Here is a 16,001-nt window from a genome sequence, read left to right on the forward strand (position 1 = left end):
GGTAGGTAACGTGCCGGGAAACCATCATGGACGCGTCGCCCGCCCACGTCGCCGGGCCGCTGCACAGAGATTCGCGAGGTGGATTGTGACCGCACCCAACGCCGAACTCGCCGCGCCCGAACCGCAGTTCGGTGGCACCCCGGTCCACCTGCGGCTGCTCGCCCTGGCCCCCGCGCTCGCCGCCGAGGTGGCGGCCCGCCTGCTCGACCGCCTCCCGGCCTACCACGCGCTGCCGCCCGAGCAGCTCCGCGGCGAGATCACCCGTCAGGTCGAACGCTGCGTCCGGGCGTTCGTCGACGTCATGCGCACCGGGCGACCGCCCGGCGAGGACGAACTCGCCCGGATCCGCGAGTCGTCCGCGCGGCGGGCGGACGAGGGCGTCCCGCTGGAGTCGGTGGTCGGCGCGTACCACCTCGGCGCGCAGCTGTGCGCCGCCCGACTGCTCACCGAGGCCGCACCCGCCGACCTGCCCGACATCGCCACCGCGCAGGACCGCCTGCTCGGCTATCTGCGGGTCGTCAGCTGCGCCGTCGCCGCCGGCTACGTGCAGGAACGGCAGGCCGCGCTCGGCGACGAACAGGTCGCCCGGCAGGCCCTGCTGTCCCGCCTGCTGGAGGGCGGCGACCCGCGCGCCGCCGCCGACCGGGCCGGCATCCGGCTGCCCGACCGCTACGTCGTCCTCGCGCTGGCCATCGGCCCGCACCCCGACGAGTCCCGCCCGGGCGTCAACCGCTCGGTCGCCGCCCGACGCAAACTCCGCCGCCTGCGCGCCGAGTTGGAGCGCCGCCGGCCGGACGGCGTCCCGCTCGCCGCACTGGCCGCGGACGGCGGGACGGTACTGCTGCCCGCCTCCGGGCCGCTCGACCGGGACACCCTGACGGCACTGGTCGAACGCCTCGGCCGGGCGTGCGGCGCACCGCTGGTCGCCGGCGCGACCTCCGCTCCCCCGTCGGCGGTCGCCGACGCCGCCCGGCTGGCGGCCGAGGTCCGGCAGCTCGCCACCGCGACCGGACGCGGCGGCGGGCTGCACCTGCTCGACGACGTCCTGCTCGCCTACCAGCTCAGCCGACCCGGGCCGGCCCGCGAGGCGCTCGCCGCACTCCTCGCCCCACTCACCGACCGGCCCGAACTCCTCGACACCCTCCGCGCGTTCCTCGCCTGCGGCCTCGACCGCCGCCGCACCGCCGCGCACCTCCTCGTCCACCCCAACACCGTCGACTACCGCCTCCGCCGCACCACCCACCTCACCGGCCTCGACACCGTCCGCGGCCCCGACCTGCTCACCCTCCACGCCGCCCTCACCGCCCTCGACACAACGGGCACCTGACACCACGACAGCGCTGCGCGCGACAGGAGGCGAAGAACACCGACACTGCGCCCGAGCCGGCGCTGCCGCGCGGGCGACACGGCGAAGAACACCGACGCTCCGCGCGGCTCGCGCCAAGGAACAACGCTGCGCACGGCGGGAGACGAGGCCAACGACACTGCGCCCGAGCCGCGAGGACGCGCCGAAGGCAAGCGCCGAAGGCGACAGCGCTGCCGCGCAGGCGACACGGCGGGGAAAACAACGCCGCGCGCAATGCCGAACGGCACCGCACAACGGCGCGCCACGCGGGAAGGGGCGACGCTGCGCGCGAGCAAGGTGGCGAAGAACACCGGCGCCGCGCGCAGCCGGCGGGGAGAGGGCGTCGCTGCGCGCGGCGGAACGGCGAAGACCTTCGGTGCTGCGCGCGAGCGGGCCCCGCAGGCCGGGCCGCGGAGACCAACGGCATCGCCGCTGCGCGCGGGCGGGACCGGCGGAGGACAGCAGCGTGGGTGGGTGGGCGGCCCCCGGCGGGGTCAGGCGGCGGCTGTGACGCCTGCGACGGCGAGGAGGAGGACGGCGGAGACGGCGGAGAGGCGGCGGGCGGCGGTGGGGGTGGTGGTGAGGCGGGTGGCGAGGCGGGCGGTGGTGAGGGCGACGGCGGTGTAGACGGCGGCGCAGCACAGGACGTTGACGGCGCCGAGGGTGGCGACCTGGGCGCCGACGGGGAGGCCGGCGTCGGGGATGACGAACTGCGGGACGAGGGAGAGGTAGAGCAGCAGGCCCTTGGGGTTGAGCAGCGCGGTGAGGAGGGACTGCCGCAGCACGACGCGGGTGGGCTGCGGCCGCGCGGCGGTGAGCGTCTCGTGGCCCTCGCGGCGCAGGGTGAGCAGCATGGTGACGGCGAGGAACGCGAGGTAGCCCGCGCCGACCAGGCGCAGCACGGGCAGCAGTCCGGGCAGCGCCCGGAGCGCGGCGGCGAGGCCGGCCGCGGAGAGCAGGGTGTGCACGCCGTAGCCGGCGCAGACGCCCGCGACGGCGGTGAGGGCGGCGGTGCGGCCCTGGCCGAGGCCGCGGGCGGCGATGTAGAGCCAGTCCGGTCCGGGGGTGCAGACCAGGAGCAGGTCCACTCCGAGGAAGAGCAGCAGGGCGTGCGGGTCCATGGGTGGGCCTTCGGTGAGTCGTCGGAGGGGGTCGTCCTGGACGCTATCCGTCGGGCGTTGGCAGCCGATGTCCCGTTTTCGCTGGTCAGCCCGTCGGTGGGGCAGAATGTTGCGTCATGGACCGCCTCGACCGCAGAATCCTCCACGAGCTCCAGCAGGACGGGCGGCTCACCAACGCCGAGCTCGCCGACCGGGTGGGCCTGACGCCGTCGCCGTGTCTGCGCCGGGTGCGGCAGTTGGAGCGGCAGGGGGTGATCCGCGGTTACCGGGCGCAGTTGGATCCGGTGGCGGTGGGCAGGGGTTTCCAGCCGTTCGTGACGGTGGTGATGCGGCACGAGGACCGGTCCACGGTCGCGGAGTTCGAGCGTCGGGTCGCGGAGCTGCCGGAGGTGGTGGAGGCGCACCGGCTGTTCGGCGACCCGGACTATCTGCTGCGGGTCGCGGTGGCGGACCTGGCCGCGTACGAGCGTTTCGTCACGGACGTGCTGTCGGGCCTGCCGGGCATCGCGCAGGTGCATTCGCACCTGACGATGAAGCAGGTGAAGGCGGACGGCGGCATCCCCGTGCAGCGGGGCTGAGCGGTCAGTCGCCGGGGAGCGTGTCGAGGCGGCGCAGCGACTCGAAGTGGCCGACGGTGGGCGGGTGTTCGAGTTCGTGGAGTTCGCCCTCGGCCCAGACCGGTCGGATCTTCCACATCGGCCCGGCGTAGGCGCGCAGGGCGGCCTCGTCGCGCCAGCGGGTGATCATCTGGACGCGGTGGTCCTCGTCGGACAGGGCGCGCAGCAGTTCTCCGCCGAGGAAGCCGTCCCACTGGTCGAACTCGGGCAGCACGGTGGAGGCGAGTCTGGCGCAGAACTCCTCGACCCGGAGTGGGGAGACCTGTGCCTCCCAGATTCGAATGATCATCTCGGCCTCCTCGGCTGACCCGGGACCCTGCTGACCATTATCGGACTGCTCGGCCGGTGGGAGCCGTTCGGACCGCCGCCGATTGCCGCCGGTGCGGTGCGGGCCAAGACTCGGCGGTGGACCCGTACGGCGAGAGGAGCCCGAGATGGCGGTCTGCGTGGTGTGCCAGAACGACTACTGGCTGTCCTTCGAGATCAAGACGATCACCGGTGACACCTACGTCTTCGACAGTTTCGAGTGCGCGATGGAGAAGCTGGCCCCGCGCTGCGAGCAGTGTTCGGTGCGGATCGTCGGCCACGGCGTCGAGGTCGCGGGCCGGTTCTTCTGCTGCGCCAACTGTGCCCGCGCCAACAGCGTGCTGGGCGCGGAGGTCCGCGACGCCGTGGGCGCCCACCCCGGCTGACCTGCGAGATCTCCTGGAAACGGGCGGTCACCCGGGCCGGGTGGCCGCCCGTTCCGCGTGGTCAGAAGGTGAAGCGCAGGGTGCGGACCCGGTGGTCGAAGGAGGACGGGACGAGTTCCGGCTCGGCGGTGGAGCGGATGCCGGGGAGGCGGGTGAACAGTTCGCGCAGCAGGGTGCGCATCTCCTGGCGGGCGAGGTGGGCGCCCAGGCAGAAGTGCGGGCCGCCGCCTCCGAATCCCAGGTGCGGGTTGGGCGAGCGGGTGATGTCGAAGGCATCGGCCTGCTCGAACACCGCCTCGTCGCGGTTGGCGGAGCCGTAGAACAGCACCACCTTGTCGCCGGCGGCGAGCCGGATGCCGGAGAGCTTGTGGTCGACGGCGACGGTGCGGCGGAACTGCACGATCGGCGTCGAGTGCCGGACGATCTCCTCGACCGCGCCGCCCAGGTGCGCGTCCAGGTCGTCGAGCAGCAGGTCGCGCTGCTCGGGGTGGACGGTCAGCAGGTGCAGGCCGTGGGCGAGCGCGTTGCGGGTGGTCTCGACGCCGGCGACCAGCAGCAGCGAGAAGAACGCGCCGAGTTCGCGGGAGCCGAGGCGGCGGCCGTCCACGTCGGCGGTGACCAGGGCGGAGATCAGGTCGCCGGTGGGACGGCGGCGGCGTTCGCGGCCGAGCGCGGCCACCGTGAGGTGCATCGCGGCCAGCGCGTGCAGCCCCCGGCCGGGGACCCGCAGGCCGCGCCGGGTGACGCCGGCCGAGGCGGAGGCCCGGTTGATCCGGGCCAGGATGTTGCGGCGCTGCTCCTCGGGGATGCCCATCATCGAGCAGATCACCTGGTACGGGAGTTCCCCGGCGACGGCGGCGACGAAGTCGGTGGGGCGTTCGCGTTCCAGCCGGTCGACCAGGCGGGCGGCGGTCCGTGCGATGTCCTGCTCGACCTCGGCGAGCAGGCGCGGGGTGAACGCCCGGCCGACCACCCGCCGCAGGTCGGCGTGGTGCGGGTCGTCGAGGTTGACCATCGAGTCGCCGAAGACCGCCCGCACCCAGCGGGCGGGCTCCGGCGAGGTCACGCCGGGCCCGGAGAGGTACACCTCGGGCGACCGGCTGGCCGTCATCACGTCGGCGTGCCGGACCAGCGCCCAGCAGCGCCGGCCCGTCGCCCGGTCGGTGAACGCCACCGGGCCCGGGCGCTCCCGCAGGCGGGCGAACGCCTCGGCGCGCAACTTCTCGGGGAGCCGCCAGAACGCGGGGTCGCCGAGGTCAATGCCGCGCGGGGCGGCGTCCACGGATACGGGCATGGGGACGTTATCGCGCAGTCGGTGACGCTACGTCAAATCGTCGTGCACGTTCGGTGAGCAGTTCGATCAGCCCTGCCGCGGGTCCGCGGGGTACGGCTGCTGGTACGGGTTCTGCGGCCGGTGGGGCTGCTGCTGGTAGGGGTTCTGCGCCTGGTGGGGCTGCTGGTACGGCTGCTGGTAGGGGTTCTGCGGGTACGGGTGCGCGCCGCCCGGGGCGTCGCCGGGGCCGTCCTGCGGCTCCCCGGAAGGCTCCCCGTCGGGCTCCTCGGCGGGCTCCTCGTGCGGGGCGATCTCGCGGGCCAGCAGCGTCGCGCCGGCCACCGCGCCGGGCATCGCCAGCACGGTCAGCACCGGGATCAGGAACAGCAGCACCAGGCCGGCGCCGAAGCCGACCGCCAGCGACGTCCGGGAGCGCAGCAGGCGCAGCCGCTCCTTCTGCGCCAGGCCGCGCTTCTGCAGGGGCGTGCCGGTCAGTTCGACGGTCAGGAAGAACCCGGAGACGCAGACGCCGATCACCGGCACCACGGTCTGGCCGACCACCGGAATGAACCCGCACAGGAACAGCAGGACGCCGAAGCCGGCGGCGCGCAGCAGCACGGCCAGGCTGTCCTTGAGGCCGGTCCACAGTTCGCGCCAGAGCGGCAGGTCGGGGCCCTGCGGGCCGCCGCCCTCGCTCTCCTCGACCGCCGCGGACAGCGACTCGTAGAACGGCTCGCCGATCAGCAGCGTCACCGCGGTGAAGGTGATCATGGCGAGCAGTCCGCCGATGCCGCCGGCGGCCGCGCCGACCGCCACCCGGACGGCCCCGCGCCACAGGTCGGACCAGTCGTCGGCGAAGGGTGTCGCCCAGGCGGCGAGGTCGCTCGCGTAGACGATCAGCGCGGCCAGTGCCGCCAGGTAGCCGACCAGGGTGATCAGGGCCGGGATCATCCCGAAGCCCCACCAGCGGCCGTGTCGTGCCACCCACCGCTGTCCGTTGAACAGGAATCGCAGTCCCGCCCCGAAATCTCGCATTCCCGCACCTTAAAGGAACCGTCAAATCGCCCGGGCATCCGGTCCGTTCCCGCCCGGCGCCGGTCCGGCCGCGGTGCGTCCGACGGCCGCGGACGCGCCGAGGGTGGCGGCGGCGAGGGTGCCCCACAGGGCGAGCGGGCCGGCGGCGGCGAGGGCGGTGATCGCGGCCGGGGAGAGCGCCAGGCCGAGGCCGGTGGAGAGCTGGAACCGGGCCAGTGCGCGGCCCAGCACCGGCGGCGGGGTCAGCGCGGTGACCAGGGCGGTGGCGCTGCCCGCGTACAGGATCTCGCCGAGCGTGCACGGCACCGCGACCAGGGCCACGGCGAGCGGCCCGAACGGCACGGCCAGCAGGAAGCCGAGGTAGCTGGCGGCCAGCACGACGCCGGACGCGGCCAGCACCGTCCCGCGCGACCAGCGGGCCGCCGCCCAAGTGGTCAGCGGCACCTGGAGGGCCACCACCAGCACCGTGTTGGCCACGAACACGGCCGCCGACCAGGCCGGGGAGGCGTGCAGCACCGTCACCAGGACGAGCGGCAGCGCCACCTCGGGGACGTTCAGGCAGAACACGTACACCACGTTCGCCAGCAGGACGACGCCCAGTCCGGGGCCGGCCGCGTCCGTGCGCCCGGCCGTCCGCGCGGTAGCGGGGGCCGCCGTCACCCGCACCGAGCGGGCCAGCAGGCCGGCGGCCAGGAAGCCGATGCCGGAGACCGCGGCGAGGGCCCGCAGCGCGGGGGCGCCGCCGCCCAGACAGACCGTGGCGAGCAGCGCGCCGACGCCGAGTCCGGCGTTGCGCACGGCCCGGCCGGCGGCGAGTGCCGCGTCCCGCAGCCGGCCCTCGGCGACGGTGGCGATCAGCGCCGCGTGGGCGGCGGGCCAGGCCTGGTTGCCGACGCCGAGGACGAGGGCGGCCAGCGCGAACAGCGCCGCGTTGCCGTGCGGCACGGCCAGCAGCACCGCGACGCCCGCGACCCGCACCAGCATGGACGCCGCGACCGCCGTGCTGCGCGCGCCCCGGTCCAGCCAGCGGCCGAGCGGCGGCATCGCGGCCAGCCCGGCGACGATGCCCAGCGTCATCGCGAGTCCGGTGGCGGCCGCGCCCAGGCCCAGCACCGTGATGCCGTACAGCAGCAGGAACGGCCGCAGCAGTCCGGTGCCGACGGCGTCGACCGCCAGCGCCACCGCGTAGCGGGCCCCGCCGCTCGCCCGGACGAGTTGGCGTGGCGTCGGCCGGGTCGTCGTGATCGTCGTCATGCCGCCCACCGTCGTCCGCCCGGGCGCCGCCGGTCACGCGGGTTGACGGTCCTCGTCAATCCGGGCCGGAATCGGCCGCCCGGCGGGGGCGCGTCGGGGGGCGCGTGGGGCGCGCCGATGCGCACTCGACAGGCCGCGAGCTGCAGGTGATGCTCGATGAGTCCGGTTGTGAACCGGACGTGTCGATCCGTCTCAAGGAGCCCTTGTGGAACGTGAGTTGGAGAACCCGACGACCCCCTCGCTGAACCGTCCGCTGAAGTGCCCCGTCGACCACTCGATGCTGGTCCTGGACCCGACCGGCCGGGCCCGGGAGGCCGAGACCGCCGAGCTGATCGCGCGCGGGCCCGCCTGCCCCGCCGACGTCCTCGGGGTGCAGGTGTGGGCCGTGTCCGACCCCGACGTGCTGGCGGACCTGCTCAAGGACCCGAGAATCGCCAAGGACGGCCTGCAGCACTGGCCGGACTACGAGCCGGTGGCGGCCGGCTGGCCGCTCGCGCTCTGGGTGACGGCCCGCAACATGTCCACCACCGACGTCGATCACCACCGTCGGCTGCGCCGGCTGGTGAGCACCGCGCTCACCCCCCGCCAGATCGCCGCCCTCACCCCGCGCATCGAGGAGATGACGGCCGGGCTGCTCGACGAGATCGCCGCCGCCGGCGCCGACGGCACGCCGGTGGACCTGCGCGGACAGCTCGCCCGGGCGCTGCCGATCCTGGTCATCTCGCACCTGCTCGGCCTGCCCGACGAGCTGCGCGACAGCTTCTGCCGGTACGTCGACGGCGTCTTCGACACCACCCTCACCCCCGAGCAGTCCCAGGCCAACAACGCGGCGCTCTACACGGTGATCTCGGGCCTGGTCGCCGCCAAGCGCGAGCAGCCCGGCGACGACATGACCTCGCTGCTGATCACCGCCCGCGACACCGAAGGCGATGGCAGCGCCCTCACCGAGGCGGAGCTGTTCGACACGCTCATGCTGGTGGTCGCCGCCGGCTACGAGACCACCGTCAACCTGATCGACAACTCGATCGCCCTGTTGCTCACGCATGCTTCTCAACTCGAACTGGTGTGCGAGGGCAAGGCCGGTTGGGACGACGTGGTCGAGGAGTCGCTGCGCCGGGACGCGCCGCTGGCGCACCTGCCGATGCGGTACGCCCTGGAGGACATCGAGCTGCCCGGCGGGGTGACCGTCCACCGCGGCGAGGCGATCATCGCCTCCTACGGCGCCGCCGGCCGCCACCCGTCGCGACACGGCGACAGCGGCGCGGTGTTCGACGTCACCCGGTCGGCCAAGGACCACCTGGCGTTCGGCCACGGCCCGCACTTCTGTCTGGGCGCACCGCTGGCCCGGCTGGAGGCGCGCACGGCGCTGCGCGCCCTGTTCGAACGCTTCCCGCGCCTGGCGCTCGCGCCCGGTGTCGAGCTGGAGCCGGTCGACTCGCTGATCTCCAACGGGCACCGGGTCCTCCCGGTCGTCCTGGAGGGCATCGAGCCGGCGTAGCCACCGCGTCCTCCCACCGACCCCGCCCGGAGTGCGGCCGGGTGGTCGGGGAGGATGGACGCGTGACCCTGCGCATCGACCTGACCGGGACGCCACCCGAGCGGATCCGGTTCGCCGTCTCCCCGCTCGCCGAACTCGCCGCGATGCTGCACGTCCTGGCCGCGCCCGAGCACCACCCGCAGTACGCGGGATGGGCCGCCGGCGTCTGGGCCGGACTGCGGCCCGAACTCGCCGACCGGCTGCACGAGGCCGAATTCCTGTGGCGCTCCTCCCGCGCCGACTTCCTGGTGCCCGCCCGCCCCCGCGCCACCCTCGCCGCCGAACTCGACGAGGTCGACCGGATCGACGACGACCGGTACGCGCTGGCCGCGCTGGTCAGCACCTGCGGCTCCAACCGCCGCACCTTCGCCGGCGGCTCCCCGCTCAACGACCCCGACGCCCGCGCCGACGCCCTCGACCGCGCCCAGGCCCGCGGCCCCCGACAGGAGGCGTTTGCCGCCCGCCTACTGGCCGACCCGCCCGCCGTCCGGGCCCGCGTCCGGGACACCCTGGAGCAGTGCGCGGAGGCCTTCTTCGACGACGAGTGGCCCGCGCTGACCGTCCGGCTCGGCCAGGACGTGCGGCGCAAGGCCGAACTGGTCCGCCGCCAGGGCCTCTCCGCGGCGCTCGCCGAGGTGTCCGCGGCGGTCGCGCTCACCGCCGACGGCGGCTCCCTGGTCCTCGACAAGCTCCAGGACAGCGCGACCGCCGCCGGACCGGCCGGCGTCACCTTCCTGCCCAGCGCCTTCGGCCACCCGCACCTGATCGCCGTGCACGCCCCGGGCTGGCAGCCCGTCGTCCAGTACCCCGCGACCGGCGGCGAACCCGCCGCCGCCGTCCCGCTGGACACCCTGCAACTGCGCCTCGACGCCCTCGCCCACCCCGTCCGGCTGCGGCTGGTGCGCACCCTGGCGCGCGGCCCGCACACCACCGGCGAACTCGCCCACGCCTGGGACCTCACCCCGCCCGAGGTCTCCCGCCACCTCGCCGTGCTGCGCCGCGCCGGGCTGCTCACCGCCCGCCGGCACGGCCGCTACGTGCACCACGCGCTGGACCTGCCGGCCACCACCGAGCTCGGCAGCGACCTGCTCGCCGCGATCCTGCGCTGAGCCGGCTGCGCTGGCGGTGCTGGCGGTGCTTGCGGTGCTTGCCAGGTCGGGCCGCCGGTGAAGCAGGCCTTCGCATCCTTGCACCGGGGCGGCCGTGGGCGGGGCCTCGACCGTGTCGGCGTGGGACCGTTCGTCACCCCTGCTTGATCCGAACACTCGATCGAGCGAAGAAGGCTTGCGGCGCGTTGGGGACGGGCGCGGGCGGGTAGACCGGTCGCGGACGGAAGGAGGTGGCCGGTGGTCGGTCAGGCGGCGGTGTCGGTGGAACAGGCCCGGGAGTGGCTGTCGGTCGCGGTGGCGGAGGCCCGGCTCGGCCTGGCCGAGGGCGGCATCCCGATCGGTGCGGCACTGTTCGGGCTGAACGGCGAGTTGCTCGGGCGCGGGCACAACCGCCGCGTCCAGGACGGCGATCCGTCGATGCACGCGGAGACGGCCGCCTTCCGGGCCGCCGGCCGGCTGCGCGGGTACCGGGACACGGTGATGGTCACCACGCTCTCGCCATGCTGGTACTGCTCCGGCCTGGTACGGCAGTTCGGGATCGGACACGTGGTGATCGGCGAGTCCGCCACGTTCACCGGCGGCCACGACTGGCTGGCCGAGCACGGCACCGGAATCACCCTGCTGGAGGATCCCCAGTGCGTACAGCTGATGACGGATTTCGTCGCGGCCCGGCCCGACCTCTGGCAGGAGGACATCGGCGCATGACCCGTGACGCCCTGGCCGCCGCCGTCCGCACCGCCCTCGAACGGTGCTGCCCCGGCTCGTCCGCCCGGCTGCGGGGTTCCCTGGCCGCCGGCACCGCCGACCGGTTCAGCGACATCGACGTGTGCTGGGTGGTGCCGGACGACGCCTTCCCGGCCTGCCTCACCGCCGGGGCGGCCGCGCTCGCCCGCGTCCGACCCGTCGAACAGGTGCGCTGCGACCCGGACTTCCTGCACTCCGACCGACGCCGCCTGCTCTTCGTCCGTTTCGCCGGCGTCCCGCTGTTCTGGCGGCTGGACTTGGACGTGCGCGCGGCGTCCGTCGCCGACGAGCCCGACTACGACACCGGGAACCCGGCGGCCCGCGCCGACGACAGCGAGTGGTCGCGACCGGCCAGCGCCCTCGCCAACGCCGTCGCGGCCGTCAAGGCCCTGGCCCGCGGCCGCCCCGACACCGCGCACGCCCTGATCGCCCGCGCCTTCACCCGCCTCGGGCTTCCCCACCCCGCCACCGGAGACCCTTACCTGGACATTTACCGCCTGGCCGCCGCCGCGACCCGACAGGACGCGACGCTCGCCCCGCTCGCGGCCCGCGTCACAGCCCTCGCCGACCTCCACAACGGGCCTCAGGACAGGTCGAGTTCACCGACCACCTGATCCCCGCTGGTCTCCCCGGTCGGCCGGAAGCCGAGCCCCAGGTAGAACCGCTCCGGGCCGCCCTCGCCCGGGTGCCAGGTGGTCGTCAGCCGCGTGCCGCCACGCCGCCGGATCTCGGCCGCCACGGCCTCCACCGCGAAGCGGCCGTACCCGCGCCCCTGTTCGCCCGCCGCGATGTTGAGCCGCCACAGCCCGGAGCGGAGGTCGGTGCCCCGGCCGTCGCCGGCGAAGTCGATGTCGAAGAACGCCATGACGAACCCGACGATCCGCTCCCCGTCGACCAACAGCCGGGGCCACGCCGTCCCGGGGTGCACGTACGCCTCCGCCAGCGACTTCACCACCGGCGCCACCAGGTGCTCCTGGTCCGGCCGCACCCTCAGGCCGATCGCGGCATCGATGTTCTCGGGGGTGAGGGTCTCCAGCCGGAGCGTCGTGTTCATGCGCGAACTCTAGGCCAGTTGATCAAGCCTGCTGCCGGACACCGCGGCGGGTCGGCAGCTGCGACAGCCCGGGACTTCCTCTCCCCCGCCCGGCACACCACCGCGCCCGCCGCTGCACGAGATCGCACAACGACGGGCGCGGTGGCATTTCTTGACTCGTTACGTCAGCTCCGCACAGTGGCCACGGCGGCCCCCAGCGCCTCCTTGATACGCGGCCCGAGCCGGGCGAACCCGAGCTCCTTCATCGCCGCCCGCAGCAGCTCGTCGTCCGTACGCGTAGTCCCGTCCGCGTCGAACCACGCCACCAGCGCGACCAGTTCCTCCGCCGAGTACCCAGTAATCGGCTTCCCAGGCGTCAACTCCGGCTTAACCGCCCCCTCCCCGACAGTCGCCTCAGCGACAGGCTCGGCCTCGGCGACCTCGACAACCGGCTCGGCAACGACCTCAGCGACCGGCTCCGCCTCAACCTCGGCGACCGGCTCAACCTCCGCCTCGACAACCTCGGCCACAGGCTCGACCTCGGCGACAGGCTCCACGACGGCTTCGGCGACAGGCTCGACCACGACCTCGGCGGCAGGCTCCGCAACGGTCTCAGCCTCGGCCTCAGCGACCTCGGCGACCAGCTCAACCTCCGCCTCGGCAACGGTCTCCGCAACCAGCTCGGCAAGCTCGACGACCGGCTCGGCCACGACCTCGACCGACTCCTCAGCGACAGACTCCGCCTCAACCTCGGCGACCGCCTCAGCCTCGGACTCGACAGCCTCCGCGACCGGCTCAACCTCCGCCTCGGCAACCGGCTCGGCAAGCTCCACGACCGGCTCGGCCACGACCTCGACCGACTCCTCAGAGACAGACTCCGCCTCAACCTCGGCGACCGCCTCAACCTCGGCGACCGGCTCCACAACGGGCTCAGCCTCGGGCTCGACGACCGGCTCGGCCTCGGCGACCAGCTCAACTTCCGCCTGGGCAACGGGCTCGACAGCAACCTCGGCCACAGACTCGGCCTCAACCTCGGCCACCGGCTCAGCCTCGGACTCGGGTGCCACCTCGACGACCGGCTCAACCTCCGCCTCAGGCTCGGCAACCTCCGCGACCGGTTCGGCCTCAACCTCGGCCGCCGCCTCAACAACCGGCTCAGCCTCGGACTCGACAACCTCGGCCTCGGCGACCGGCTCAACCTCCGGCTCGGCGACGAGCTCAGCCTCAGCCTCAGCGACCGGCTCCGCCGCCGGCCCGGCCTCAACCTCGGCAACCTCGGCAGCGGGCTCAGCCTCAACAACCGGCTCGGCCTCAACCTCCGCCGCAGGCTCCTCCGCCTCGGCCTCGGCCTCAACCTCGGCCGCCGCCTCAACCGCGGCGTCGACGACGGCCTCCGGCTCGATCTCGGCAGCAGCCTCGGTCACCGGCTCCTCGACGACATCCTCAGCCTCGACGACCGGCTCGACCACGATCTCGGCCGCAACCTCAGCCTCAACCTCAGCCGCTGCCTCGACCTCAGCCTCGGCCACCGCAGCAGCCTCGTCCGTCGACTGTCGCGGTCCCGCCGCCAGGGCCGCGCGGGCGGACTGGTGGCGGTCGTAGGCGGCCAGCGCAGCGTCCTTGTCGGCTTGGCGCTCCGTCAGCTCGTCCAGCAGCTCCGTCAGCCCCTGCTCGGCGAGTTCGAGGCGCAGCTGCCGGAGGGCGGACAGGCGGTAGAGGGTGCCTTCGTCGGCGGCCAGGCGGTCGACGAGGTCGGCGAGTTCGCCGAGCGGCAGGGAGTCGAGGGCGCGTTCGGGAAGGAGGCGGGCCAGCGAGCGGACGGCGTCGGCGAGGGACTCGACGACGTTGGCGGTCTCGGTGAGCAGCGCCCCGTCGACGGGCACGGACGGCCGGGAGGCCGCGGTGTCGGCGGCGAGCGCCAGCCAGTCGCGGTGGGCGGCCGCGGCGGCGACCAGCGCGGTGTGGAGGTCGGCGCGGCCGGGTGCGCGGGTGCCGGCGGCGAGGGCGCGGGCCTGACCGCGCAGGACGCGGCGGCGGTTCCAGCCGAGCTTGGCGCCCTTCTCCTTGCGGTAGGTGCCGGTGCCGGTGGCGGCGGCGAGCTCGTGCAGGTCGTGCTGGTAGGCGTCGACGCGCAGCGTCTGCGTGGTGGCGTAGACGCGCTGGAGCAGGTCGAGCAGGGTGGTGAGGCCGCCGAGGGTGTCGGGGATGCGCAGGGCGGCCTTGTCGGCGATGGCGTTGGCGGCCTTGCCGACGGCGCGGGTGTCGCGGCTGCGGAGTTCGGCGAGGACGGTGGACGCGGCGCGGGCGTCCTCGGGGCCGGCGAGGGTCTCGGCGGCCTCCAGCCAGGGGTTGGTCTCGTGGTTGAGCGTGAAGCCGCCCTGGTCGGCGAACCGGCCGAGCTCCTCACGGGTGCTCTGGCGGGTCTCGCCGTCCGTCGCGGACGCGGTCTCGGACGCGGCGTCGTCGGCGTCGTTCAGGGTGCGCACTGTCATGTGAAGTCCGGTTCGTGGGTGCTGTGGCGGGCAGGGGTGCGGGCGGGGTGGTTGCGGCGGCGGTGGCGTCGCGGGAGGCCAGAATACGGGTGCGCGTTCGACGCTTGCACGCACCTGACCCCGTGAATTGCCGGGCCGCGCTGGACCGGTGGCGGCGGGCCTGGGCCCGTTCGCGTGGTCCGTACGGTAGGGAGCGGCACCGACAGTACGCCTTTCCGGGGCGGCGGACGGGAGTTGGGTCGGGTCGGCAACGGTCACCCGGGCGCTTCGGGGAGGAGTCGTCCCAGTTCGGCGAGGCCGACGGGCCGCTGGTAGTCGCGCAGCGGGGTGCGGTGCCACCAGGCGCCGGTGTCGCGCAGTTCGGGTCCGGTGGTGAAGCGGTAGCGGTAGAGCCGGGCCCGGACGAGGACGGGCGGGGTGTCGGGGAACGGGTTGTGCCGCAGCAGCCGCAGCAGGTCGGGGTCGTTGACGAGGAGCCGGGCGAGCAGTGGCAGGAACCAGGAGCGGGCGTAGGAGGGGGAGATCGCGGCGAACCACATCAGCCAGTCGAGGCGCAGGTGGTAGGGCGCGAACTGTCGTGGAAGTCTTCGTACTTCGCCGGGTTTGCCGTGGAATCCGTACTCCCGCCAGCCGTGTGCGCCGTCCGGGTCCGAGGTGCCTTCCAGGACGATCTCGTGGCGTACCCGGTTGACGGAGCCGAACGCGCCGTAGGTGTTGACGAGGTGGAGCGGGTCGTAGGAGCGGTTCATCTGCTGGCGGGGTGAGAGCAGGTTGCGCGCGGGCCCCCAGGAGCGGACCGCCACGAGCAGCGTGTATGCGGCCACCAGGCCCTGGTACCAGGCGGGTTGGGCGGGGTAGTGCGGGTCGGGGGCGATCGGCAGGACGCGGCGCAGGGTGCCGGTGTCGAGGGCGGTGAGGGCGAGGGCGACGGTGAGCCAGTTCAGCCAGGCGAAGTTGCCGGAGGCGATCAGCCAGAGCTGAGTGACGGCCATCAGCAGGGCGGCGTCGGAGGCGATCGGCTGCGGGAGGAACAGGGCGACGGGAACGGCGAGTTGGACGAGGTGGTTGGCGGCGGCCTCGGCCTTGTGCAGCGGCCGGGGCAGGTGGTGGAAGTACCAGCTGAGCGGGCCGGGCATGGGCTGGGTCTCGTGGTGGTGATAGAGGCAGGTGAGTGTGCGCCAGCAGGCGTCGCCGCGCCATTTGATCAGTCCGGCGCCGAATTCGACGCGGAACAGCAGCCAGCGCAGCAGCCACATGACGAGGACGGGCGGGGCGGTGTCGGCGTTGCCGAGGAAGACGGCGAGTGCGCCGGCTTCGAGCAGCAGGGATTCCCACCCGAAGGCGTACCAGGTCTGCCCGACGTTGACGATGGAGAGGTAGAGCGCCCAGGTGAGTGCCCACAGTGCCATCGCGGCGCCGAGCGGCACCAGGTTCGCCGCGCCTCCGAGCAGGGCGGCGGCGAGCAGCGCGCCCGTCCAGGACACGGCGGCGTAGAGGCGGTCGCTGTAGTGCCAGTGGAACAGGCTGGGGGCGTGCCGGGCGGGGACGCGGGCGAGGAAGCGTGGGATCGGGAGCAGGCCGCGGCTGCCGAGCAGGGCGCGGAACTGTCGTCCGGCGGCGAGGAATCCGCACAGGTAGACGAGGGCGAGCAGGCGCAGGAACAGCTCGCGGGCGAGCCGGTACTCGGGGGCGGCGAACCATGCCATGCGGCCGCTCCTCCGGTCGGTCGGCTGCGCTCGGGCCGCCCCC

15 protein-coding genes are annotated in these 16,001 nt (G+C 74.1%); 7 read left to right on the forward strand and 8 right to left on the reverse strand.

The window, feature by feature from the left end; genetic code table 11:
- Positions 1–85: 85 nt before the first annotated feature.
- Positions 86–1,327, forward strand: coding sequence for a PucR family transcriptional regulator (locus ACFV4P_RS08770; RefSeq protein ID WP_380468790.1), 1,242 nt, complete (start codon positions 86–88; stop codon positions 1,325–1,327).
- 512 nt (positions 1,328–1,839) lie between these two features.
- Here ACFV4P_RS08770 and ACFV4P_RS08775 read toward each other — a convergent pair.
- Complete coding sequence (locus tag ACFV4P_RS08775) at positions 1,840–2,466, reverse strand: LysE family translocator (protein ID WP_380468793.1); 627 nt, start codon at positions 2,464–2,466, stop codon at positions 1,840–1,842.
- Between the two features lie 116 nt (positions 2,467–2,582).
- Between ACFV4P_RS08775 and ACFV4P_RS08780 the strand changes: the two genes are divergently transcribed.
- A complete protein-coding gene (locus ACFV4P_RS08780) occupies positions 2,583–3,044 on the forward strand; it encodes an Lrp/AsnC family transcriptional regulator (protein WP_380468796.1) in 462 nt (153 codons plus the stop codon).
- A 4-nt stretch (positions 3,045–3,048) separates the two neighbouring features.
- Here the strand turns inward: ACFV4P_RS08780 and ACFV4P_RS08785 are convergent, their stop codons facing one another.
- The gene (locus tag ACFV4P_RS08785; protein WP_073809192.1) at positions 3,049–3,372 is read right to left on the reverse strand and encodes an antibiotic biosynthesis monooxygenase; all 324 of its coding nucleotides are present in this window, start codon (positions 3,370–3,372) and stop codon (positions 3,049–3,051) included.
- Between the two features lie 145 nt (positions 3,373–3,517).
- On the opposite strand from ACFV4P_RS08785, the gene ACFV4P_RS08790 reads away from it, so the two are divergent.
- Entirely contained in the window at positions 3,518–3,775 is a 258-nt protein-coding gene (locus tag ACFV4P_RS08790; RefSeq protein ID WP_073809193.1) for a Prokaryotic metallothionein, read from the forward strand.
- 61 nt (positions 3,776–3,836) lie between these two features.
- Here ACFV4P_RS08790 and ACFV4P_RS08795 read toward each other — a convergent pair whose 3' ends face one another.
- From ACFV4P_RS08795 to ACFV4P_RS08805, 3 genes are all read right to left on the reverse strand, one after another.
- A complete protein-coding gene (locus tag ACFV4P_RS08795; RefSeq protein WP_380468800.1) occupies positions 3,837–5,069 on the reverse strand; it encodes a cytochrome P450 in 1,233 nt (410 codons plus the stop codon).
- A 66-nt stretch (positions 5,070–5,135) separates the two neighbouring features.
- A complete protein-coding gene (locus ACFV4P_RS08800) occupies positions 5,136–6,083 on the reverse strand; it encodes an EI24 domain-containing protein (RefSeq protein ID WP_380468803.1) in 948 nt (315 codons plus the stop codon).
- A gap of 21 nt (positions 6,084–6,104) precedes the next feature.
- Positions 6,105–7,337, reverse strand: a complete 1,233-nt coding sequence (locus ACFV4P_RS08805) for an MFS transporter (protein ID WP_380468806.1) — start codon at positions 7,335–7,337, stop codon at positions 6,105–6,107.
- Positions 7,338–7,614: 277 nt separating this feature from the next.
- On the opposite strand from ACFV4P_RS08805, the gene ACFV4P_RS08810 reads away from it, so the two are divergent.
- The 4 genes from ACFV4P_RS08810 to ACFV4P_RS08825 all read left to right on the forward strand — a co-directional run bounded on the left by ACFV4P_RS08810 (position 7,615) and on the right by ACFV4P_RS08825 (position 11,341).
- Positions 7,615–8,835, forward strand: coding sequence for a cytochrome P450 (locus ACFV4P_RS08810; RefSeq protein ID WP_380469133.1), 1,221 nt, complete (start codon positions 7,615–7,617; stop codon positions 8,833–8,835).
- Between the two features lie 62 nt (positions 8,836–8,897).
- Entirely contained in the window at positions 8,898–9,983 is a 1,086-nt protein-coding gene (locus tag ACFV4P_RS08815) for a DUF5937 family protein (RefSeq protein WP_380468809.1), read from the forward strand.
- 255 nt (positions 9,984–10,238) lie between these two features.
- Positions 10,239–10,688 carry a nucleoside deaminase gene (locus ACFV4P_RS08820; RefSeq protein ID WP_380469135.1) on the forward strand — a complete coding sequence of 150 codons (450 nt, stop codon included), beginning with the start codon at positions 10,239–10,241 and terminating at the stop codon, positions 10,686–10,688.
- Positions 10,685–11,341: a nucleotidyltransferase domain-containing protein gene (locus tag ACFV4P_RS08825; RefSeq protein WP_380468812.1), complete on the forward strand. Its 657-nt coding sequence runs from the start codon at positions 10,685–10,687 to the stop codon at positions 11,339–11,341. Before ACFV4P_RS08820 ends, ACFV4P_RS08825 begins: the two co-directional genes overlap by 4 nt.
- On the opposite strand, the gene ACFV4P_RS08830 is transcribed toward ACFV4P_RS08825, so the two are convergent.
- From ACFV4P_RS08830 to ACFV4P_RS08840, 3 genes are all read right to left on the reverse strand, one after another.
- A complete protein-coding gene (locus ACFV4P_RS08830; RefSeq protein ID WP_380468815.1) occupies positions 11,311–11,781 on the reverse strand; it encodes a GNAT family N-acetyltransferase in 471 nt (156 codons plus the stop codon). The genes ACFV4P_RS08825 and ACFV4P_RS08830 overlap by 31 nt on opposite strands.
- 164 nt (positions 11,782–11,945) lie before the next feature.
- On the reverse strand, positions 11,946–14,252 hold the full coding sequence (locus ACFV4P_RS08835) for a hypothetical protein (RefSeq protein WP_380468818.1): 2,307 nt from the start codon (positions 14,250–14,252) through the stop codon (positions 11,946–11,948).
- Positions 14,253–14,506: 254 nt separating this feature from the next.
- The gene (locus ACFV4P_RS08840; protein ID WP_380468821.1) at positions 14,507–15,958 is read right to left on the reverse strand and encodes a lipase maturation factor family protein; all 1,452 of its coding nucleotides are present in this window, start codon (positions 15,956–15,958) and stop codon (positions 14,507–14,509) included.
- Positions 15,959–16,001 lie beyond the last annotated feature (43 nt).

Source organism: Kitasatospora sp. NPDC059795 (genome assembly GCF_042732175.1).
Lineage (GTDB): Bacteria > Actinomycetota > Actinomycetes > Streptomycetales > Streptomycetaceae > Kitasatospora.